This is a genomic window from Nonlabens sp. SY33080 (genome assembly GCF_011784885.1).
In the GTDB taxonomy this organism is placed as follows: domain Bacteria; phylum Bacteroidota; class Bacteroidia; order Flavobacteriales; family Flavobacteriaceae; genus Nonlabens; species Nonlabens tegetincola.
In genome coordinates this window covers 684,967-707,918 of the sequence record NZ_CP050461.1, presented here as the reverse complement: position 1 = coordinate 707,918, position 22,952 = coordinate 684,967, and the positions used below count along the sequence as shown (strand labels likewise).

The 22,952-nt window shown below is 34.6% G+C and carries 21 protein-coding genes and 1 tRNA gene; 14 read left to right on the top strand and 8 right to left on the bottom strand.

From position 1 onward, the window contains the following. Positions 1 to 19: 19 nt before the first annotated feature. On the bottom strand, positions 20 to 952 hold the full coding sequence (locus tag HCN53_RS03145; protein WP_167341994.1) for a YihY/virulence factor BrkB family protein: 933 nt from the start codon (positions 950 to 952) through the stop codon (positions 20 to 22). Beyond that, the gene (gene nadC, locus HCN53_RS03140) at positions 945 to 1,811 is read right to left on the bottom strand and encodes a carboxylating nicotinate-nucleotide diphosphorylase (RefSeq protein ID WP_167341993.1); all 867 of its coding nucleotides are present in this window, start codon (positions 1,809 to 1,811) and stop codon (positions 945 to 947) included. The genes HCN53_RS03145 and nadC overlap by 8 nt, the downstream gene beginning before the upstream one ends. Before the next feature lie 76 nt (positions 1,812 to 1,887). Here nadC and rlmH point away from each other — a divergent pair, with 76 nt between their 5' ends. The 5 genes from rlmH (at position 1,888) to HCN53_RS03115 (ending at position 6,219) form a co-directional block, all read left to right on the top strand. Continuing rightward, the gene (rlmH, locus tag HCN53_RS03135) at positions 1,888 to 2,361 is read left to right on the top strand and encodes a 23S rRNA (pseudouridine(1915)-N(3))-methyltransferase RlmH (protein ID WP_167341992.1); all 474 of its coding nucleotides are present in this window, start codon (positions 1,888 to 1,890) and stop codon (positions 2,359 to 2,361) included. A 63-nt stretch (positions 2,362 to 2,424) separates the two neighbouring features. Continuing rightward, entirely contained in the window at positions 2,425 to 4,587 is a 2,163-nt protein-coding gene (locus tag HCN53_RS03130; protein WP_167341991.1) for an endonuclease MutS2, read from the top strand. Beyond that, positions 4,587 to 4,985, top strand: coding sequence for a thiol-disulfide oxidoreductase DCC family protein (locus HCN53_RS03125; RefSeq protein WP_105019010.1), 399 nt, complete (start codon positions 4,587 to 4,589; stop codon positions 4,983 to 4,985). The genes HCN53_RS03130 and HCN53_RS03125 overlap by 1 nt, the downstream gene beginning before the upstream one ends. Positions 4,986 to 5,040: 55 nt before the next feature. After that, positions 5,041 to 5,715 (top strand): hypothetical protein, encoded by a 675-nt coding sequence (locus HCN53_RS03120; RefSeq protein ID WP_167341990.1) that lies wholly within the window; start codon positions 5,041 to 5,043, stop codon positions 5,713 to 5,715. Positions 5,716 to 5,721: 6 nt separating this feature from the next. Then, positions 5,722 to 6,219, top strand: coding sequence for a hypothetical protein (locus HCN53_RS03115; protein ID WP_167341989.1), 498 nt, complete (start codon positions 5,722 to 5,724; stop codon positions 6,217 to 6,219). A 59-nt stretch (positions 6,220 to 6,278) separates the two neighbouring features. On the opposite strand, the gene HCN53_RS03110 is transcribed toward HCN53_RS03115, so the two are convergent. Both HCN53_RS03110 and HCN53_RS03105 read right to left on the bottom strand, forming a co-directional pair. After that, positions 6,279 to 6,938 carry a DUF4290 domain-containing protein gene (locus HCN53_RS03110; protein ID WP_167341988.1) on the bottom strand — a complete coding sequence of 220 codons (660 nt, stop codon included), beginning with the start codon at positions 6,936 to 6,938 and terminating at the stop codon, positions 6,279 to 6,281. 56 nt (positions 6,939 to 6,994) lie between these two features. Further along, the gene (locus tag HCN53_RS03105) at positions 6,995 to 7,285 is read right to left on the bottom strand and encodes a DUF493 family protein (protein WP_042280186.1); all 291 of its coding nucleotides are present in this window, start codon (positions 7,283 to 7,285) and stop codon (positions 6,995 to 6,997) included. Between the two features lie 67 nt (positions 7,286 to 7,352). Between HCN53_RS03105 and HCN53_RS03100 the strand changes: the two genes are divergently transcribed. From HCN53_RS03100 to HCN53_RS03080, 5 genes are all read left to right on the top strand, one after another. Beyond that, positions 7,353 to 7,880 (top strand): AAA family ATPase, encoded by a 528-nt coding sequence (locus HCN53_RS03100; protein WP_105019006.1) that lies wholly within the window; start codon positions 7,353 to 7,355, stop codon positions 7,878 to 7,880. Then, on the top strand, positions 7,881 to 9,749 hold the full coding sequence (locus HCN53_RS03095) for an ATP-dependent DNA helicase RecQ (protein ID WP_167341987.1): 1,869 nt from the start codon (positions 7,881 to 7,883) through the stop codon (positions 9,747 to 9,749). It abuts the gene before it with no gap. After that, the gene (gene fmt, locus HCN53_RS03090) at positions 9,742 to 10,701 is read left to right on the top strand and encodes a methionyl-tRNA formyltransferase (RefSeq protein WP_167341986.1); all 960 of its coding nucleotides are present in this window, start codon (positions 9,742 to 9,744) and stop codon (positions 10,699 to 10,701) included. Before HCN53_RS03095 ends, fmt begins: the two co-directional genes overlap by 8 nt. Positions 10,702 to 10,856: 155 nt before the next feature. Next, positions 10,857 to 11,129 carry an HU family DNA-binding protein gene (locus HCN53_RS03085; RefSeq protein ID WP_042280177.1) on the top strand — a complete coding sequence of 91 codons (273 nt, stop codon included), beginning with the start codon at positions 10,857 to 10,859 and terminating at the stop codon, positions 11,127 to 11,129. Between the two features lie 144 nt (positions 11,130 to 11,273). Next, complete coding sequence (locus HCN53_RS03080; protein ID WP_167341985.1) at positions 11,274 to 11,834, top strand: YqgE/AlgH family protein; 561 nt, start codon at positions 11,274 to 11,276, stop codon at positions 11,832 to 11,834. Here the strand turns inward: HCN53_RS03080 and HCN53_RS03075 are convergent. Next, positions 11,831 to 12,667 carry an aminotransferase class IV gene (locus HCN53_RS03075; protein ID WP_167341984.1) on the bottom strand — a complete coding sequence of 279 codons (837 nt, stop codon included), beginning with the start codon at positions 12,665 to 12,667 and terminating at the stop codon, positions 11,831 to 11,833. The two genes, HCN53_RS03080 and HCN53_RS03075, sit on opposite strands and share 4 nt — an antisense overlap. Before the next feature lie 52 nt (positions 12,668 to 12,719). Continuing rightward, complete coding sequence (locus tag HCN53_RS03070; protein WP_042280172.1) at positions 12,720 to 13,109, bottom strand: START-like domain-containing protein; 390 nt, start codon at positions 13,107 to 13,109, stop codon at positions 12,720 to 12,722. A 133-nt stretch (positions 13,110 to 13,242) separates the two neighbouring features. Between HCN53_RS03070 and HCN53_RS03065 the strand changes: the two genes are divergently transcribed. Both HCN53_RS03065 and HCN53_RS03060 read left to right on the top strand, forming a co-directional pair. Further along, positions 13,243 to 13,316, top strand: a tRNA-Met gene (locus HCN53_RS03065). Positions 13,317 to 13,637: 321 nt separating this feature from the next. Continuing rightward, a complete protein-coding gene (locus HCN53_RS03060) occupies positions 13,638 to 18,995 on the top strand; it encodes a LamG-like jellyroll fold domain-containing protein (protein ID WP_167341983.1) in 5,358 nt (1,785 codons plus the stop codon). Between the two features lie 73 nt (positions 18,996 to 19,068). Here the strand turns inward: HCN53_RS03060 and hisS are convergent, their stop codons facing one another. Beyond that, complete coding sequence (gene hisS / locus HCN53_RS03055; protein ID WP_167341982.1) at positions 19,069 to 20,439, bottom strand: histidine--tRNA ligase; 1,371 nt, start codon at positions 20,437 to 20,439, stop codon at positions 19,069 to 19,071. A 120-nt stretch (positions 20,440 to 20,559) separates the two neighbouring features. On the opposite strand from hisS, the gene HCN53_RS03050 reads away from it, so the two are divergent. Continuing rightward, entirely contained in the window at positions 20,560 to 21,804 is a 1,245-nt protein-coding gene (locus HCN53_RS03050) for an ABC transporter permease (RefSeq protein ID WP_042280168.1), read from the top strand. After that, positions 21,797 to 22,336 carry a methylated-DNA--[protein]-cysteine S-methyltransferase gene (locus HCN53_RS03045; protein ID WP_167341981.1) on the top strand — a complete coding sequence of 180 codons (540 nt, stop codon included), beginning with the start codon at positions 21,797 to 21,799 and terminating at the stop codon, positions 22,334 to 22,336. The genes HCN53_RS03050 and HCN53_RS03045 overlap by 8 nt, the downstream gene beginning before the upstream one ends. Here the strand turns inward: HCN53_RS03045 and HCN53_RS03040 are convergent. Then, the gene (locus HCN53_RS03040; protein WP_167341980.1) at positions 22,329 to 22,904 is read right to left on the bottom strand and encodes a PhnA domain-containing protein; all 576 of its coding nucleotides are present in this window, start codon (positions 22,902 to 22,904) and stop codon (positions 22,329 to 22,331) included. The genes HCN53_RS03045 and HCN53_RS03040 overlap by 8 nt on opposite strands. Between the last annotated feature and the right edge of the window lie 48 nt (positions 22,905 to 22,952).

The following is a 22,952-nucleotide window of genomic DNA, read 5'->3' as shown; positions in this document are numbered from 1 at the left end:
TTTAATGTGTTACAATATACTAAGTGTTATTCAAATTCCGTGCCTTTAACGATCTTAGAGATGCATTTAATTCAAAACCAACCAGTAAAAGATTGGAATTCAACCAGATGTAAACCATTAAAATAATTACAGCTCCTATCGAACCATAAATTTCGTTGTAGGTAGCAAAGTTTTCTAGATAGATACCATATAAATAAGAGGCCGCGAGAATCAAAACTGTAGTTACCGTTGCGCCTATTGAAAAGAACCTGGTTTGTCTACCAGTTTTAGTACCAGCATAGTATAAAGTTGCTATAAAAACATACAGCATGAATATTAAGGTTGCATATCTAATAAGTTGTAACCACACACTACTGCTACTTTCTGATACGTATTCCCTAGCTTGTAATTCACTTAAAAAATATTCCACTGCAATGGTTAAAACAACACCTACAAATAAAAACAACACAAGCATGATAGAAACCAGTAAGGAGACTGCATATTGCCTGAAGAAACCTCGATTCAAAACCGAATGATAACTGCGCTCAAATCCATCAAAAATGGCATTTACTCCGTTTGTCATAAAAATTAGGGAAGAGAAAAAAGCTATCGTCAATAAGCCTGTATTTTCCTTTAAAGCGATTTCGGTAAAAATTCCATCAAAAGCACCAGCTGCTTGATAAGGCAATAAATCATTCAAAAATCTAATTACGTCTTCTTGAAAATTATTAATAGGTACAAAGGGTATCAGGTTAAGGATAAATAGTACAAAAGGAAAAATGGCCATAAAAAAACTATAACTAATAGAACTAGCACGTGCGCTAAAAGCTCCATTAGTTATTCCTTCGGCATAGGTTTCCCATAAATCCCACGCAGTCATTCCTTCAAAACCAGGAAGATGTATAGAATCTGCCTTATCAATCAGTTTCTTTAAAAAGGGAAAGCGTTGAACTATTTTAACCTTTTTACTCATGCATTGCTTTCAGGCTCAAATCCATATTATAAACGCTGTGAGTAAGTGAACCACTAGAGATAAAATCAACTCCACAATCTGCATAGTTTTTTGCAGTATCCAGGGTTATTCCACCACTGCTCTCAGTTAAACATTTGTCGCCTATAAGGGCTACAGCCTTTTTAGTGTTTTCGTAATTAAAATTATCAATTAAAATACGATATACACCATCAACACTTAAGATTTTTTCAATTTCTTCTAGACTTCTGGCTTCAACAATAATCTTAAGATCTTTCTTGGTATCTATTAGGTATTGTTTAGTTTTTTCAATAGCTTCTACTACTCCACCAGCAAAATCAATATGATTATCCTTTAACATGATCATATCGTAGAGACCAAATCTATGATTAACGCCACCACCTATATCAACTGCCCATTTTTCAAGAGCTCTTATTCCAGGAGTGGTTTTTCTAGTATCCAGGATTTTGGTATTTGTTCCCTTAAGAACATCTACAAATTTTCTGGTTTTTGTAGCGATGGCACTCATTCTTTGCATGGCGTTAAGCACTAGTCTTTCGGCCTTTAGAATAGACTGTGATGAACCCGATACATAGAATGCTTCATCACCATACTTAACAGTATCACCGTCTTTCATTAAAAATTCTACTTGTAAATCGGGATCTACTTGTTGAAATACCGCTTTCGCGAAAGCGAGACCAGCAATTACACCATTATCCTTTACGAGTAAACGAGCCTTGCCAGTTGCAGTACTTGGAATACAGGATAGACTTGAGTGATCACCATCACCTACATCCTCACGCAAAGCATTGGTAATAATACGTGTGAGTTCGTCTTGAAATTCCTGACTATTATAATTCATAATATGGTTTAAAGTTCAAAAATACGGTTTTAGAAACATTGTGACGAATATGAAGCTACCTCCTTACTTTTGCACTATGAAAATTACGCTCCTTGCCGTCGGTAAAACCGATGATAATCGTATTGCAGATTTGATAGACGTGTATCAAAAACGCCTACAACACTATGTGAATTTTGAAATGGAAGTTATACCAGATCTCAAAAACACAAAAAATATGAGTATCGAACACCAAAAAAATGAAGAAGGAAAGTTGATATTGAATAAGATTGACAAGAGCGATTTTGTCACCTTATTGGATGAAAAAGGAAAAAGCTATACCAGTAGTCAGTTTGCTCAATTAATAAATAAACGTAGTGTTTCTGGATTAAAACGTTTGGTCTTTGTCATAGGTGGACCCTATGGTTTTTCTCAAGAAGTGTATGAACGAAGTCAATCTAAACTATCCTTGAGCGCCATGACCTTTTCACATCAAATGGTACGATTATTTGCTGTAGAACAAATTTATCGAGCGTTTACCATTCTACGTAATGAGCCCTACCATCACGAGTAATGATAATTTTATCAAAAATCCCGACTTAAGTATGGCGAGCAGCGTATTTTTGTCTAAGGATTTATGAGTAAGATATCACAGAAAACACTAGAAGATTTAGAATTTCCGTCAGTTTTAAAACAGCTGGCAGCAAATTGTGTGACCGATGACGGTAAGGAACAAGCCTTACTTCAAAAACCACATGTAAATAAAAATGCAGTGCTTACTGCTTTAAACCACACTAATGAGTATGTGGCGTCCTACTCTAGTGAATATCAAATTCCAAATCATGGATTTGATCCTATTGAACGAGAATTACAACTTCTAGGTATAGAAAACAGTACGCTAGAGAAAGAAGGTGTACGCAAACTAGCCTCGTTACCCAAAACGATTAATGAGCATCATAAGTTTTTTAGAAAAACGGTTGAGCATTTCCCGTCTTTAAGTGAACGATTAGAAGGTATACCCTATAACGAACTGATTCCTGCTCGTGTGGATGATGTTATTGATAAATATGGCGAAATTAAAGATGATGCGTCACCAGATTTAAGGAACATTAGACGTTCTATGAATGCCGTGCGTGGACAATTGAATGGAAGTTTTGGACAAGCGCTAGCCCATTATGGTCAGCTAGGATATCTAGATGACATTAAGGAAACCGTTATGGAAAACCGCAGGGTTCTAGCAGTTAGAGCTATGTACCGTCGTAAGGTAAAGGGTAAAGTAATGGGTAGTTCTAAAACGGGTAGCATTGCCTATATAGAACCAGAACGCGTATTAAATCTAAGTAGACAACTTGCAGAGCTCGAGATAGAAGAAAAGGACGAAATTAAACGTATTCTTAAAGAACTTACCGACTTCTTAAGGCCTTTTATCCCAGATTTTGAAACCTATAGAGATTATTTAATTCATACTGATATTATAAGTGGTAAGGCAAGATATGCCCAAAAAATACAAGGCATTTTACCCATGATGGTCAATCATCGTGAGTTAGAACTGGTTGATGCCTACCACCCTTTGTTGTTGGTTGCAAATCAGGCTCGTGGAGAAAAGACCTATCCACAAACTATAAAATTAGATAAGGATAATCGTATCATAGTAATTTCTGGACCTAATGCTGGTGGTAAATCTATCACATTAAAAACAGTAGGATTATTACAAGTAATGATTCAAACAGGAATGTTGATACCCGTTCATGAAAAAAGCAGAGTTTGCCTATTCAAGAAAATACTTTCTGATATAGGAGATAATCAAAGTATAGACAACCACTTGAGTACTTACAGCTATCGACTTAAGAACATGCGTGGTTTTTTAAAAACAGCCGATGAAAACACCTTATTCCTCATAGATGAATTTGGTACAGGATCAGATCCAGAGTTAGGAGGAGCACTAGCTGAAAGTATGTTAGAAGAATTACACAGCCGTTCTTCCTATGGAATCATTACGACACACTATACTAATCTAAAAATGCTGGCAAATGAGGTTCCAGAAATGAACAATGCCAATATGTTGTTTGACTCTCGATCCTTGCAACCTGTTTATCAACTGCAAATGGGTGAAGCAGGTAGCTCGTTCACATTTGAGGTGGCGCAAAAGAATGGTATTCCTTATAGTTTAATTAATAAAGCTAAAAAGAAAGTCGAACGAGGTAAAATACGCTTTGATAAGTCCATTGCAGCCCTGCAAAAAGAACGTTCTCATTTAAGACGTAATAATGAGAATTTAAGGGACAAAGAGATCGAAGCTACCAAAAAGGCTAATAAACTGGAAGTTACTCAAGAAAGAGTACAGCAAAAACTTCAGGACTTTCAAGAATTGTATGATAATTACCAGCGTTTTATTCAATTAGGTAAAAAATTTGATCAACTTGCTGCAACTTTTAATAAAGATAAAAAGAAAAAGAAACTGCAGGAAGAACTTATGAAACTGGTGATTACAGAAAATGTAAAACATCGCCCTGCTCAAAAGAAAAAACCAGCAAACAAAACTCAAAAATCTAGAGATAAACAGATTGAAAATGAAGTTATTCAAAAGGTTCAAAAAATAAGAAGTCAAAAAGTAAAAGAACGAGTAAACAATGTGACACCACCACAACCTAAGGTGGAACTTAAACTTAATGACAAAGTAAGGCTACTCGATTCAAAATCTGTTGGTACGATTGATAGTATTGAAAAAGGTAAAGCTATCGTGAATTATGGATTGTTCACTACTCAAGTAGACCTAGAAAAATTAGAGAAGGTAAAATAATGCAAGACAAGAAAATCATTTTATTTGATGGTGTTTGCAACCTGTGTAATGGTGCTGTTGTCTTTATTATTAAGCGCGATAAAAAAGATGTTTTTAGATTTGCGGCCTTGCAAAGTGAGATAGGAGAAAAGTTATTGAGAAAACATCAAATAGATCCAGAAAAAACCGATTCTATCATTTTGGTTGATGATAATAACGCTTTCGCGAAAGCGGGAGCAGCACTACGCATTGCTCAACAATTATCTGGACTGTGGCCAGCACTCGCTATTCTAAGAATCGTTCCCAGATTTATATCCAACGCAGTTTATGACTGGATTGCCTCAAATCGATATCAATGGTTCGGTAAAAAAGAAAGTTGCATGATTCCAACACCAGAACTTAAAGCTAAGTTTTTATAGCAAAAACCAAAAGAGTTTAAAAACAGTTACTATATTTAACAAATATTTAGTTCCTGTGAACAAATCTTTTCAAAATCCCCTACTCTTCTTGCTGTATAGCGCTGTGTGCTGTACCTTATTTTATTATATCTACACAACCACAAAATTTGTTGATAATAAAGAAGATACGTCTAACAAAAATCTACAACTTGAGCAAGAAAGGAGTTTTACAGAAACTTCAAATACAGAAATACTACAAACCGATAGTTTAATAGATAATTCCATTAAAGTTTCCGATAGTATTTCAACAACAAATAAAGAAGACGTTTCTATTGATAATAGAGTATCAGGAGTTAGAGATGAAGTGATTAACAATGTAAGAAATTTAGATTACGATATTGACTTTAAAATTATTAATCCAGATGATTCTGTAGCATTTGATTGTGGTTCACAAGTCAATATGTATTACAACCAAGCCAAGATTAAATTACCGTTTAATTGTAGTCGCTACGGTGTAACTGTAAAAGAACTACTAGAAAAGTACCCGACTAATATTGTCACCATTCACAGTTATCAAGATGAAAATGAGGTAACAAACGCTGCTGAAAATCGAGGTAATTACATTGCCAGACTATTAAGAAGTACAGGAATATCTCGTGATAGGATACTTGTTCGTCCTCATGTTGCTTCTATTCCATTTGAAAACGGCATGGCAGCTAGTGGTATTAAATTGATTATAAGTTCAAAATAGGATACAATGGAAATTTTTCAGAATGAGTTCATAGTGGTATTAGTTTTATTCCTAATACTACTAGGCGCATACCTTATTGGACGTAGTGCCTCTTCCATCAAAGAGCCACCTAAAAAATCTTCCAGTAAAAAGTTTGATCAATCTAATATGCTAGATACGGAAGAGTTAACGGATTACATACAACCAGGACAAATAAGAGCTAGACAAACTAGGGATAGAACTGGAGAATTGATTGATCCTAGACTGAGTACTGACGATACTAATAGTTTTCAAGATTTCCCACTCGGGAAAGGAAACGCTCAAAATGCTGATGACTTAAAGAAAATCACAGGAATAGGTCCAGCCATAGAGAATAAATTGAACAGCATCGGCATTTTCCAGTTTGAACAACTTGCCTCAATGACTGATGATCAAGAGAAGGAAATAACTGAATTAATAGCTTTTTTTCCTGGTAGGATTAAAAGAGATAACTGGAAACAACAAGCAAAAGAATTATTAAAGTAAAAAGCTCTAATAATCTAGTTATTAGAGCTTTTTTGTAAACTATATATCTTAATAATTGCTTATCTACGACGTCGCTGGTTATTACGATTATTCTTTTTACCGTTATTTCGTCTGTGATTGTTATTACGACTTCTATTAGAATTGGTATTACGGTAAATAAGAGATTTAGATTCTAGTAAATCTTCATCTTTTGCAGCCAGGTTTATAGCTCCGTCACTCATTTCATAAAGGTGACCAAATATTACTGAATCATCTACACTGTCTTTATTCCAGTTAAGAAAAGACTTTTTCATATGATTGGCAATAATGAAGGTCAAGGCTTCACGTTTTTCTCCTTTTTCCCAACTTACGGCAACATCAATCATATTCTGAATATTATTCCCATAGAAACGATATTTAGGTCGTTTTTGTGGATATGACATTCTTTCTGGGCGTGCCTCTAGCTCTTCCTTATCTGGTATAGGGTATGGTGATTCAACATCTAGATCAAAGTCTGCAATGATGAATAATTGATCCCATAGTTTATGTTGAAAATCTGGTACGTCTCTTAAGTGTGGATTTAAATTACCCATTACACCAATTATGGCATGTGCCATTTTATTACGCTCTTCTTTTGAGGGTAATGATTTACAGTGTTCAACTAGTTTTTGAATATGTCTTCCATATTCTGGAATATTAAGCTTATTACGCTCAGTGTTGTATTCTAATGAAGATATCAAAATAGTCTTGATTTAAATTCTGTGAAGTAAGGTGCAATGTAAGCAATAACTTTGAATTACAAACTTATCACGCCTTCCACTTTTCCTACTTCCTTATATTTTGCAATGACAGCATCTGGACTAGGCATATTTACCACTATAGACAAGCTTGTGTAAGTGCCTTTTGAAGAGGCTTTTGTGTTAATCACCGCGCCAGTACCATCAAAAATGTTCTCTATTTGATCAATTTTACTTTGATCTGATGGAACTATAAATTTATACATGTATTTACTAGGCCAGCTAGACGTATCTGCTAACTGCTCTTTCAATTTTTTGTAAAATTCGTCTGAGTTTTTGTGTGTTGCCATAAAGTTGTGCAAATATAATTCAAGAGATCGGCTATACGTAGCGTTAGATTTAGTTATTTTGTAACCTATGAATGAAATTAAGCGAATTCTATTAATTGGTGGTCCAGGAACTGGTAAAACTACCTTAATTCAAGCTATAGAGGAATCTGGACATGTTATTCATCCTGAAATTTCTAGACAAGTTACAGCTCAAGCGAGAGAACGTGGCATAGATCAACTATTTCTTGTAGAACCGTTTGCATTTAGCGATGCTTTGTTAGAAGGCCGTATCCAACAATTCCAACAAGCGCAAAAGGGAATTAACTTCTATGATCGAGGTATTCCTGATGTTCCAGCCTATCATGTATATAAAGACGAAGAAATTCCACAACGATACGAACAGGCTTGTGAGGATTATCGATATGATAAGGTGTTTTTTTTACCGCCTTGGAAAGATATTTATCAAACCGATGAGGAGCGCTATGAAACCTATGAACAGGCTGTAACCATTGCCCAAATTTTGACAACGTATTACAATAATTTGAATTATGAACTTATAGAAGTTCCTCATTTACCGGTTGATCAGAGATTAAAATACCTTTTGGAACGTATTTAAATGATAGATTACGCTCGCGAGATATTAAAAAACACTTTTGGCTATGATTGCTTTAAAGGTAATCAGGAAGAAGTTATATCGAATATCTTAAAAGGTAATGACACCATAGCACTCTTACCTACTGGTGGTGGTAAATCAGTTTGTTACCAGGTTCCTGGGTTAACAATGAATGGTATTACCATTGTAATATCTCCACTTGTTGCTTTAATTAAAGATCAAGTACAATCTTTAAGATCTAGACAAATTAAAGTAATAGAAATTACAAGTGGTATAAGCCATCAAGAACTCGATGAACGGCTGGATAATTGTATATATGGTAATTATAAATTTTTGTATCTCAGTCCAGAGCGTTTACAACAAGACCTTGTTCAACAAAGACTTCAAAAAATGCCCATAAACCTAATAGCAGTTGACGAGGCACATTGCATCAGTGAATGGGGACATGATTTTAGACCAGCTTATAGAGGTATTAAAATTTTACGTGAATTGGGAATAGCAGCACCAATGGTGGCACTTACAGCAACTGCTACTACTCAGGTGCAACAGGATATTGCCATTAATCTGGAATTAAAGGATCCTGTAGTTATAAAAAGTAGTTTTAAACGCCATAATATTAAGTATCAATTTGTACAAACTGAGAACAAGCTTAGTGTATTAATAGAATATTTAAAGGAGCTTACTGGCAGCTGTATAATCTACATGCGCAGTAGAAAAAATACAGTTGTCCTTGCTAATCAACTTAAAGCACGCGGTATTACGGCAACTCACTATCACGGTGGACTTACACCCAAACAACGAGAACAGCACACCCAATCATGGATGAATAACAGTTCTCAAGTTATGGTTGCCACAAACGCGTTTGGAATGGGTATAGATAAACCAGATGTAAGACAAGTGTATCACCTACAATTTCCCGATAGTATTGAAAGTTATTATCAAGAAACAGGACGTGCTGGACGTGACGGTAAACCCTCAAATGCCATTTTCATATTTAATCGTAATGATGTTAATCATGCTCATCATCAATTTGTGGCTTCTCAACCCGATAAACATTACTTAAAAAAGATTTACAAACATTTACATAACTATTTAAATATTGCTTTTGGAGAAGGTTATCAAACCACTCATTACTTATCGTTTTCTCAATTTTGTAAAACCTATGACTTGTTAGGATTACCTGCCCATACAGCACTTAATACTCTAGATAGATTTGGAATTATAAAGTTGTCTCCTGTATTTAAAAGAAAGTGTTTAGTACGCTTTCGCGAAAGCGCAGAAAAAACAAGACAGTTTGCCCAAACTAATGATTCCTATTACGCAATCATCCAAGCTATTTTGCGCACCTATGGTGGAAGCAGTAATCAAAATATAAGTGTTCAAATACCGCTCATTGCTCACAGAAGTAATACTACTGAAGCTCAAGTTATACAAACTCTATCAAAAATGCATAAGCAACAGCTAGCCGATGTTACTTTGATAAACACTGATAATTCTATCACTTTTTTAGAACCTAGGGATGATGATCGAGCGATTAATAGAATTTCAAGAGAACTAGAGATACAGAATTCCCACAAAACAGAAAAGCTACAGGCTCTTGTTAAAACAGTATTTAATACAGAGATTTGTATAAACAAAATGCTACTCTCCTATTTCGGAGAAAAGAATACTGAAAATTGTGGATCTTGTAGTAACTGCGTTATTATTAATGAGAGTAACTTGTTGCCTTTTTTTAATCAACCAACTACCCTATCACAAGTTTCCATTTCAAGTGGTATTACCATGGAAAATTTGATTTCATCAGTAAAATCCTTGATGGAGAACAATAAACTTAAAAAAGTACAGAACAATTTATTTCAAATAAATGAGTAAGAAATTAAATATCGTTTTTTACGGTACTCCAGAATTTGCAACTGGTGTACTTAAAAAATTACACGAATCCAATCATAATATCAAAGCAGTAGTTACTGCACCAGACAAACCTGCTGGACGTGGTAGAAAACTACAACAAAGTGATGTAAAAAAGTTTGCGGTAAATAATAATATACCTGTTTTGCAGCCTACAAATTTAAAATCACCTGATTTTATTGAACAATTACAAGAAATCAATCCAGATTTACAAGTGATTGTGGCGTTTAGAATGTTGCCAAAGGTGGTTTGGTCCTTACCTGTAATGGGTACGTTTAACCTGCACGCGAGTTTGCTTCCTGAATATAGAGGTGCCGCACCTATAAATTGGGCTATTATTAATCAGGAGCAAAAAACGGGAGTGACTACATTTTTTATAGATGATAAAATTGATACAGGAGCTATAATCGATCAAGTCGAAACGCAAATTGAAAAGAATGAAAATGTAGGTAGTCTTTATGGTCGTTTAATGAATTTGGGAGCAGATTTATCTCTTAAAACGGTAAATGATATAGCAAATAATAAAATTAGTACTAGAGTTCAATCAAATTCGAGCTCGTTAAAAGCAGCTCCCAAATTAAATAATGAGAACACCTTAATTGATTTTACCAAATCTGCTGCTGAAGTTACCGCTTTAATAAGAGGATTATATCCATATCCTGTAGCCAAGGCATTGTTTTATAATAATGATGACGAACTACGATGTAAAATTCATACTGCGGTAATTTCTGAAGAAAAATCAGATCATGTACCACCAGGAACTTTGTTACTAAAGGACAAAAAACTCTTTATTGCTACAAATGATTATTTTATCGAGGTAAATCAATTACAATTACCGGGTAAAAAAGCGATGGAAGTGAAAGACTTATTAAATGGATATCAGTTTCATCCTAATGCTAGATTCTATAAGGGTTAAGACGAAATAGGTTTTTTTTGCGATAACTTATTAACAATTCCTCATACTTATAAACAAAATAATGAGAAAATCAAGCTATTACTTGTATGAACGCGAATTACCTCTAAATTTGTTATACGTTTTAGTTTAACCAACATTTTAATTTAATTACTATTATGAACAAAACAGATCTTATCGAAGGAATGGCAGAAAGCGCTGGAATCTCAAAAGCGGCTGCAAAAAAAGCTTTAGAATCATTTTTAGGAAGTGTAGAAAAAAGCCTTAAAAAAGGAGACCGTGTATCTCTTGTAGGTTTTGGTTCTTTTTCAGTTTCTAAAAGAGCAGCTCGTGAAGGAAGAAATCCTCAAACTGGTAAAACAATCAAAATCGCTGCAAAAAATGTAGTGAAGTTTAAAGCTGGTAGCGACTTACAAAAAGCAGTAAACTAAGAATTCTTTAGTTTAACTTATAGAAGACCTCACTTATAGTGAGGTTTTTTTTTGCTTTTAACCCGATAAAATTCACCTAAAAACATGTTTTTATGGTTATGTAAGAATTTTTGACTAAGTTAGAGTACAAATAAAAACCAAAAAATGAAAATAGTAGCACCAGACCGCGGACATCTATTGGTTTCAGAACCTAGTGTAATAGGTGATTACTCGTTTTCTAGATCTGTAGTCCTAATTACTGATTACAATGAAGCAGGAGTTGTAGGTTTTATCTTAAACAAACCACTAGACTGTACTCTTGACCAACTATTACCTGAAGTAAGTGTCAATTTTGAGGTATTTCAAGGTGGACCAGTTGATACTGATAACCTATATTTCTTGCATAATGTTCCAGAATTAATTCCTGATTCGCATCTTATTAAGGATGATATTTACTGGGGCGGAGACTTTAATGTGGTTATTGATTTAATTAATAAAAATCTAATTGAACCTAGTAATATTAAATTCTTCTTGGGATATTCTGGATGGGAATTAGAACAACTAGATAATGAACTTAATGCTAATTCGTGGGTCGTAGTGGAAAACACAGATAAAAAGAAACTACTAACAAAGAATATGATAGCGTTTTGGAAAGAAAAAATGAAAACATTAGGTGGTAATTATCAATTATGGCTTAATGCTCCTGAAAATCCTAATTACAATTAGAAAAGTTTTTCTTTCAATAAGCTCAATAATTCAGTAGCAGCATCTCTAGAATATTTTTTCTTACGATATTTTGAAATACTTTGAATTCCTTTAATGACGTTAGTAGTAAAAATTTCATCTGCTCTCTGTAATTCAAAGGGTGTTATTGTCTCTTCTACAATTTCATAGTTGATCATTTTTTTCAATTGATCAATAACCTGCTCTCTCATTATACCATTCAAACATCCATCAGATAAAGGAGGTGTTTTTATAATATTATCTTTTCTTAGAAATACATTGCCACTAATTGTTTCAATAATCATTTTATTATGATTCATTAAAAACATGTCATCGTAGGAGTTTTCTTTGGCAAAAATACCGGCAAGAATATTCACCTTTTTATCAATAGTCTTTTGATTGCTCAATAAATCAGCATATATATAGAAGTCCTTAAAAAGCTCTACTTCGCAATTTTCATTATTCTCAAAGGAACTATCCAATGGTTCCATTACCATAGAGAAATTGACTTCTCTCGAATTTGGGGTATACTTTCCTCCTTCTTTTCGCCACACACTAATCCTAAATCTTAAATGATCTGTGTTTTCAAAATTATTATTTGATATAAGATCAGTGAAAGATTTTTCAAAATATTCTGGTGTAAATGATTCTGGAATAAGCATTCTCATGATTCTCATTCCAGACATAAGCCTGAAATAGTGATTTTCAAAGAACAATGCCTTGCCTTTGAACAGTCTTAGTGTTTCAAATACTCCATCACCATAAAAAGTACCGCGATTATTAAACGGTATGAAGCTCTTATCTTTTGAAACCAACTCTCCGTTGAGAACGATCATAAAAAAATCCCTTTAGAATAAAGGGATCAAAGATATAATGTATTTTAGTAAGTTATCTAGAACCTAAGACTTTTTTAAGACCTGCAATTTGATTTTCCCAAAACATTTTTTGTTCCTCAACTTCATCGTCGTCGTCACCAAAATCCGTGATTATTAAAGACACGTCCTTAGTAATTTCATCAACTTGAATTCTAAGTTCAAAATATTTTTTAGTATCCTCATCATAATCCCATTGGAATCTAGCTCTTTCACCTGAGACTCTTTTTATGATTTTTGCCTTCTCTTCTTGACCATCCCATATAAATTTAAAGAATTCACCACGGCTGTTCACATTGTCTGCAAACCATTCTGACATACCGGAAGGTGTTGCAATGTAATTATATAATAATGAAGGAGATACTTGTATTACGAATTCTAAGTCAAACTTGATTGGTTCATCCATGGATTAAGGTTTTGCTGGCAATATAAAGTATATTTATAAAAGTTAAAATTTTTAAGAAGAAAATTAAATCTAAAAAAGCTTTGGAATAGAATAATAAATAACAGTATATTTGCACCCGCTAAACCAGAATCACGGCGTGGTAGCTCAGCTGGTTAGAGCGCAGCACTCATAATGCTGAGGTCGGCGGTTCGAGCCCGCCCCACGCTACTTTAAAAACCGTTTCCTTAGGAAACGGTTTTTTTGATTAGTAATCTTCAGAGTTTGATTTTTTAATAATCATACCCTAACCCTAGAAATTCTCACGCATTTATTTTTCCTAAGGATTTATTATTATTTATAGAAAACATAAATATCGAATTATTATCAATTGTTAATAATCTCCAATTATTTCAAAATAATAATTGTAACCAAGGTTAATTAGATCGATAAAATGCATATTTAATCTGTATTTTACCGATTTATCGTTTAAAAACATTTTTTTATCGTTAAACGGATATAGTTTTAGTCCGGATATTAAAAAATGTTAGTATGAAAAACATTACCCCTACGATTAAAATGAATTGGTTAACCCTAATAATCATATTCATAGGTTTTTATTCAATTGGTCAAACCAGTCAAGTAGATGTAGAAATTAACTGGCCACAATGGTCTGGTGAAAACTATGTCATCATATATGACAATGCAGGTAACGAAATAATTAGAATTTGTAATCCAACTAATTGTTATAATGGTAGTTCTGTTGCTTATTCTACAACAATAGATCTAGGATGTTTACCTAACGGCACTTATCGAGCTAGGTTGTGGGATAGATATAATGATGGATGGAATGGTTCAGGGTATATCCGAATTACTAGCGGAGGATCTGTTGTTTTTGATCAAAACTTACCTAGTGGAGCATCAGGAAGCAGTTATAATTTTACTGTTAGTGGCGGTGGAGGAACCTGTGGTAGCACCACACAAGAAATTAATATTCAAGGGTTAGGTAATGATATTGTAAATAACGACACTACGCCTAGTTTAACAGATGGTACAGACTTCGGAACAGTTGTAGATAATGGAACAATAACAAGAACCTTTACTGTTCAAAACTTAGGAGTGGTTGACCTAAATCTAGGAGCCAATTCAGTTTCTTTATCTGGGGTAAATGCTGCAGATTTTAGCATTGATAATCAACCAAATGCAATAATACCAGGAAATTCAAGCTCAACTTTTGATGTTTCTTTTTCTAGAGCAACTTATGGTATAAGTAATGCCACACTTACGATCACTAATGATGATGCTGATGAAAATCCTTATGTGTTTAATATTACAGGTGAATCTGTAGCAGCAGAAAATACATTGTATTATGAGAATTTTGACAATGGACCTGCTGGATGGAGCAGTAATACAGCTGGTACTGTTTGGACACTAGGAAATGAAGGTGACACTGGTGAAAAAGGTGAAGGTGATTACTGGTACACAGATAATTTTAATAATTATCCTAGTAATGCAAATGCCCGTATCACTAGTCCTATTATCTCTACTATAGGATGGGTAGACATGAATTTTAAAATTGATTTTAGAACAAATACCAATGACAATGATGATGGTATGCGTGTCGAATATAGTGCAAACGGTGGAACTACATGGAATGTGTTAGGAAGTGTAGGCTCAGGAGAAAACTGGTATAATGAAACCGATGTAGATGGTTTTGCTAATGGAGCCGATGCTTGGGCGCTTGACAACTCTGTACTTGATCCTTCTCTAAGTAGATTTGAAGAGGCTACTCACAGTTTACCAGCCGTTTTAAATAACAATCCAACTGTTAGATTTAGAATAGTTTTTAGATCAGATGGAGACAATACAAGAGATGATGGAGTATTATTCGATAATATCATAATTACAGGTACTCCTTTAACACCTATGGTTGCTCCAGATGGTCCAGCCGATGTTGATGATAATTTATCGCTATGGTTACGTTCTCAAGATATTCCAGCGACTGATGGCGATTTACTTACTGTTTGGGAAGATCAAGCTCTAGATAATGATGCATTTGAAAACCCTTCCGATGCCCCTAATTTTGCCAATAATCCAGTTGAAAACATCAATTTTAATCCTACAGTTAGTTTTGATCGTTCTGCAAAACAACATATGAGAGGTAAAGGAGGTTTCAATTCTGACGAATACTGGATTGTTGTTAGAAGTAGTTTAGATATGTCAGGTAGTATATCCAATGAAACTATGCTTTTAGGAGCTAAGGCTGCTCCTATTAACCCTGCAAAGGATCCAAGTGGTCTAGGTTGGGGACCTACAAGTGCTAGATATAACAATGAGATATTAGCACACAATGTTAGTACTGTATCTGAAACTGATGCTAATGAATACAGTTATGGTCGTGCTTATTCAAATCCAACTAGAACTTTTGATGATGTACATATTATCAATGTAAAAAACAACCCTTCTGATAGTGGTACTGAAATATATATTAATGGAAGAAAAGTTGATAACGTTACTGGAACAACCACAGTAAGTGGGCAAACATTAAATTTTAAAGAATTTGAAAACAAGCCTTTTTATTTAGCAGCAGGAAGATATGAAATGAATGGATTGCCATTTGATACACATTTAGATGGACAAATCACTGAAGTTTTTAGTTATAGAAATAGACTTAGTTCGGCTGTACAACAACGTATTTATTCCTACTTAGCTATTAAAAACGGTGTTTCTCTTAAAAACCCATCAAGTACTAGTGATGATCATCAAGCAGATTGGGATTATTTAAATAGTGATGATGCTGTTATTTGGGATTATGCAAGTAATTCTGGTTACAATTGGGATGTGGCTGGTATCGGAAGAGATGATAAATCTGAACTTACTCAAAAACAATCTCAAAGTGAAAACTCCACAAGCATTGTTGCTATAGGATTAAATAATGTAGAAGATATAGGAACAGATAACAGTCAAAACTTCAATAATGATCAAGACTTTCTAATTTGGGGTCATAATGGTCAAGACACTAATTTGAGAAGTGGAGATATAAGTCATGATTTAGGTATTACAGATGCGGTAAATACGAGAGTTCAGAGAATGAATCGAGTGTGGAAAATCAATGAAGTGGCAACTGATATTCCAGTAACTGGAATTAGAGTTGCTACAAGTGACCTTTCCGGTTTACCAGCTCTAACAACTGATATGGAATACGTTTTATTAGTTGCAGATGATCCTAACTTTACCACTAATTTCGAAACAAGATTTTTCTGGGAAGATGGTGCCTACCAAAGAACGCAATATGATTTTGATGGCACTAAGTATTTTTCAATAGGTGTTTCCTATGTTGAATTTGAAGATAGATCAGTTGTATTTGATGGTGTTGATGATCACATAATTATTGATAATGGTACTGGATTAGGTAGTACATTTTCTGCTAGTGCATGGGTTTTAAGTGCTGGTAGTAACGATTTAGGTAATCATAGAACTATTGTTGCTAAACGTGAAGGTACTAGTGGATTCCAACTTTCTTTGAGACCGGATAATCGTATACGAGTTGTTTGGTACAATCCATCCCAACAAAGAATAGTTTCTAATACAGCAATTAATGACAATGCATGGCAACATATCGCTGTAACCTATGACGGTTCTGACGTAAGTATTTATATAGATGGTATTCTTGATAATACAGCTGCGGTAACTACTCCAGTTGCGGATAGTAATGTACTGGCAATAGGAGCTCGCGTACATGAAGATGGTTCTACCTATGATCACTGGGCAGGTGAAGTTGATGAAATTAGAATGTGGGATATTGCGCTTTCTCAAAATCAGATCAGGTACATCATGAATCAAGAGTTGGAAAACAACACTGACCTTGTAGCTGGTACTGTAATTCCTTTTACCGTTACAAAGAATGAAATAAATACAGTAGATTGGTCAGAACTTAAGGCGTACTACAGCATGAATAGCTTTATAGGTACAGCATTAAATGATCAATCAACAAATAGAGGTTATGGTAGAATGGCCAATGAAAACTATTACGACCTTAGGGTTCAAACTGCACCTCTACCATATAAATCAAATACAAATGGAGAATGGGAAAATAATTCTACATGGGAAAATGGTTCCTTATTATTTACTCCAGGAAGTACTCGAGTTGTAAATGGTATAGTACACAAGGTTGACTGGAATATTGTTGAAACCACACATGATGTTGAAATTCTGAATACAGATGCTACACTTTTAGGTTTGTTTGTACTTAATAATCAATTAGATGTTGAGAATGATCATGGACTTACTGTTACCCATCATTTAGAAATAGATGGTACTATAGATTTGAAAGGAGAATCACAACTTATACAGACTGTTGACAGTGATTTAGAACCTACCAGTACTGGAAATCTAGAGCGTGACCAACAAGGTACTAATGTTCAATTTGATTACAATTATTGGTCATCTCCAGTAAGTTCAATAAATAATACTACCATAAACCATGGTTACACGATTGCAGGAGAACTTAAAGATGGAACTATCGTAGAAAATCCTAGAGATTTAAACTTTACTGCTAGATCTGTTCGCGATGGTGCTCCTGGTGATGCTACAACTGCTGCTACCATATCAGGTCGTTGGTTATACAAGTATAATAATCTAGCTCAAAACACATATAGCGCATGGCAATATGTAGGTCCTAATGGTAGCATGCAAGCAGGTGAAGGTTTTACAATGAAAGGAACAGGTGCATCAACTAGTGATCAAAATTATGTTTTTGTAGGAAAGCCTAATAATGGTGATATTACATTACCTATCAATGCAGGTAATGATTACCTAGTAGGTAATCCATATCCTAGTGCCCTAGATGCTCATGAATTTATTGAGGACAATCCTAATTTAGACGGTACATTATACTTTTGGGAACATTGGGGTGGTAATAGTCACGTACTACAACAATATCAAGGTGGTTATGCCATGTATAATTATTCAGGTGGAGTGCCAAATGCAACACTTGGTACATCAAATCCTTTAGTAAATTCAGGAGGAACTCCTACCAAAAGACCAGAACGTTTCGTACCTGTAGCACAAGGATTCTTTGTAAGAGGTGTTTCTAACGGGACAATACGCTTTGAAAATGATCAAAGACAATTTGTAAAAGAAAATTCTGGGAACAGTATTTTTGTAGCTGCTCCAGGTAGTGGTGCTGTTGCACAAGGAAATAATGAGTACAACACAGATAGCGATACTCGAATGAAGTTCAGAATTGGTTTTGATGGTGCAGGTGGAATTCACAGACAAATACTTCTTGCTATCGATCCTGCTAGTACTTCTGGTTTTGACAGAGCTTTTGATGGTATACAACAAGACACTCAATTTGAAGATATGTCATTTGATCTTAATGGAGACAAATTAAGTATACAAGGAATTCCATCAATTGACAACGGTGTTGAACTACCTTTAAATATTAAATTATCAAGTACTGACAGTTTTGTTATAGGTTTAGATGCGATAGAAAATGTTCCTACTAGTCAAGTTATTTATGTGAAGGACGCTGTATTAGGAACCTATACCAATCTTATGAATGGAGATTATACAAGTCCAGTTCTTAATGCAGGTAATCAAAATGGAAGATTTTCCATAGTATTCAATGACCCTTCTACCCTATCTAACGATACGGCAGCAGTTTCAAACGATATGGTTGTTTATCAACCACAAGAAAACCAAACTATAAATATTCAAACAAGTAATGGTTTATTGGTAGAACAACTTTCTTTAGTAAATATGCTTGGTCAGGTAGTTGTATCGGTACAGAATGATGAAAACAATGAGTTAACTACTCTAAACACGGATTCATATGCAGCAGGTACTTATATACTAAATATGAATACTAACAGAGGTAATCATACTGAAAAAGTGATTATCAAATAATTGTACAACCATCAATAAAGAAAAAAGCGGCTTAGTAATTAAGCCGCTTTTTCGTTTTATATGTTTTGTAAGACTAACTTAATCTAGCAATGATCTCATCAATAGTTAGTGATTCTTGACTACCTTCTATCATATTTTTAAGGGTAAGTTTACCAGTAGCAATTTCATTTTCCCCTGCCAAAATCACATAGGGAATATTATTCTTATCTGCATAACTCATTTGCTTTTTCATTTTTGCAGCGTCTGGATATAATTCTGTTTTAATTCCGCTTTCGCGAAAGCGAGACAACCACCCAGAACAATGTGCAGCTTCCATCTCTCCAAAATTGATAAATAAAACATCTACACCAGCCCTAACAGAGTCTGGGAACAAATTAAGTTCTTCTAAAACCAAGTAAATTCGATCTAATCCAAAACTTATTCCTACACCACTTACATCCTTTAATCCAAAAATACTGGTCAAATCATCATATCTACCACCACCACCGATGCTTCCTATCTTAACACTGCCTGGAGCAGCAACTTCAAAAATACAACCCGTATAGTAATTTAAACCACGAGCCAATGTGATATCTAAATCTAACGTTGCGGTTTTTAACTGATTTAACTTTAAGGATTGATTTATAAATTCAAGTTCTTCAATTCCTTTCATTCCTATTTCAGAACTTGATAATAGCCCTTTCATCGCTTCTAGTTTTTCCTCATAACTTCCCGTAAGTGTAAATACTGGTTGAAGTTTTTCCAAGGCTGTAGATGAAATTCCTCGTTCTTGCATTTCTTGTTTAACACGCTCCTCTCCTATTTTATCCAACTTATCGAGTGCAACAGTAAAGGGAATCAATTGATCTGCCGCACCTATGATTTCTGCAAGGCCGGCTAAGATTTTACGATTGTTTATTTTAATGGTAACACCATTAACTTGTAGGCTAGTAAAAACATCGTCGTATAACTTAATAAAATCAACTTCCTGTAATAAAGAATTACTACCTACAACATCGGCATCACACTGCGTGAATTCACGATACCTACCTTTTTGAGGTCTGTCTGCACGCCATACATTTTGAATTTGGTACCTTTTAAAGGGAAATGTAATATCGTTTTGATGTTGCACTACATATCTAGCAAATGGTACGGTAAGATCATACTTGAGCGCACGATCACTTAACTGTGAAATCATAGCATTTGAATCCTTATTATTCAATAAGTCTTCATCTACCTTATCCAAATAATCTCCGTTATTAAGGATCTTAAAAATCAATCGATCTCCTTCTTCTCCATATTTACCCATTAATGTGGATAAGTTCTCAAAGCTAGGAGTTTCAATAGGCATAAAACCATACAATTCAAAATGTCTTTTTATGGTTTGAATAATATAATTTCTACGTTGTACTTGCAACGGATTAAAATCTCTGGTTCCTTTAGGAGTAGAAGGTTTCTGTGCCATAATTTTTTTTCTGAGTGCAAATATACTGTGTATATACCGTGTTCATAAAGTCATCTTAAGTCTTTGCAACTTTTTTAACCGAATCTCGTAACTTTTCACTCTTTATGTAGTCCTATTGACATGTTCAAATTATTCCGACAGAATATCAGTATTGCACAGCAGAGTATTAAAGGGCAGTTGCTGCGTACCGTGCTCACCGTATTAATAATCGCCATAGGAATAACAGCTCTTGTGGGTATTCTAAGCTCTGTTAACGCTCTTAAAACTACTATTACTAATGGCTTTGAAGGAATCGGTGCCAATACGTTTAATATCCAGCAATATGAATTAGGATTCAGAAGTCGAGGTGGTGGAAAACGCACACAGGTTAATCCTATAATCTCCTATTCCCAAGTTAAAGAATTTGAAGAGCGTTATGTGGATCCATTGACTCAAGTAGGTGTTTCCTTTCAGGCTACTAGCCAGGCCGAAATAAAAAGCGAGGATCGTAAAACAAAACCTAAAGTAATTGTAGCTGGAGTAAATGAACATTATGTAGAAAATGCAGGTATAGAATTAGGGCAAGGTAGACCCTTTACTTCTATCGATATTCAAAAAAATGCAAGGGTTTGTTTGATAGGTAGTGATATGGAAGATGCTCTCTTTCAAGGATTAAATCCTATAGGTCAACAGTTATCCATACGTGGCAATAAGTTTACGGTTATTGGAATGCTCAAGGAAAAAGGAGCCACTTTTGGAAACAATCAGGATCTTAGAGTCTTAATTCCAATAGGTATGGCGAGATCAATTTATACGTCGCCTAATATCAATTATAACGTGAGTGTAAAGGTGTTTGATGCAAATTATATGGATAAAGCTCAAGATAAAGCTACCATACTCATGCGTAGTATAAGAAACCTAACACCCGTTCAAGAAAATAATTTTGGCATAGTACGCAGTGATAGTTTTCTAGCTTCCTTCAATGAGATATCAGGAGCACTTGGATTTGCAGCCTTCTTTATTTCGATTATTACGATTTTTGGTTCAAGTATTGCTTTAATGAACATCATGCTTGTTTCTGTAACAGAGAGAACTAGAGAAATAGGTGTCCGTAAAGCACTAGGAGCTAGACGCAGTACAATTTCCTGGCAGTTTTTTATTGAGACCTTTCTTATCAGTCAATATGGTAGTATTACAGGAATCTTATTAGGTATGCTCATAGGTTACTCCATGTCTACCTTTGCCTTTGAGATTCCATTTGAAATTCCGGTTTATCCGATCATTTATGCAACCATCGTTTCTATTTTAATCGCTATTCTTTCTGGACTTTTTCCTGCAATAAAAGCAGCAAGGTTAGATCCTATTGAATCACTGCGATATGAGTAATCACATACTCGTTGCACCCTATTCCAGTCCAGTAGGAATTCTTTTAATTGGAACTTTTGACGATCATCTGGTGTTGTGCGATTGGAAGTATAGAAAGCAACGAGATCAAATCGATCATCGATTGACTCAATATTTTAATGCAAGCCTTGAGTATAAGAAAACGAGATTCCATCAAACCATTTTCCAGCAACTCGAGGATTATTTTAATAAAGGTTTAAAAAAGTTCACAATTCCTATATTACTAGCAGGAACCAATTTTCAAAAAGACATTTGGAATACATTACTGGACCTAGAATATGGCGAGGTTATTTCTTATGGTGCGCTTTCGCGAAAGCGTAATCAACAAAAAGCAATAAGAGCCGTAGCCGCTGCAAATGGTGCTAACGCGCTTTCCATAATTGTACCTTGTCATCGAGTAGTTGGCGCAGACGGCAGTCTTACGGGATATGCTGGTGGCTTAAAAGCTAAGAGGTATTTGATAGACCTAGAAAGGAAAAATAGTGATACAGGTCAAATGAAACTGTTTATTTAGTCTTTTTCACATATTGAGTGAGAATAACAATGTATTGACTATTCACTCTACCTTCAATGTGATTTTCGTTTTCATGATCCAGATTAATATTATGAACTGCGGTTCCTCGCTTTGCAACAAAACTAGTTCCTTTTACATCTAGATCCTTTATTAAAACAACGCTATCACCTTTTTTTAAAACGTTACCATTACAGTCTTTATGTACTATTTGCGGTGTTTTAATTAATCCAGAATCTGCCCAATTTTTTACTTCTTCTTCCATATACATCATTTCTATCAAATCGCGAGTCCATGAAAACTGATTAAACTGATGTAATAGACGATAGGACAACACTTGGATCGCAATTACTGGATGCCAAATGCTATCATTTAATAATCTCCAATGATTTTCATCAACAGGAATAACCTCATTGATTTGTTCTTCACAATTTGAACAGATTATCACCTCATTTTCAAACTGATCAAATCCAGTATTTTCAACTTCAAATTGAACCAAATTCTGTTCACTGGAACATAGTTCGCATTTATGATTGGCTCTGTTTAGTAATTTGGCGTCAAGTTTAGACATTGTAATCTGGATTTAAGGCGCGGCAAATGTAAGATTTAAAAAATTGTT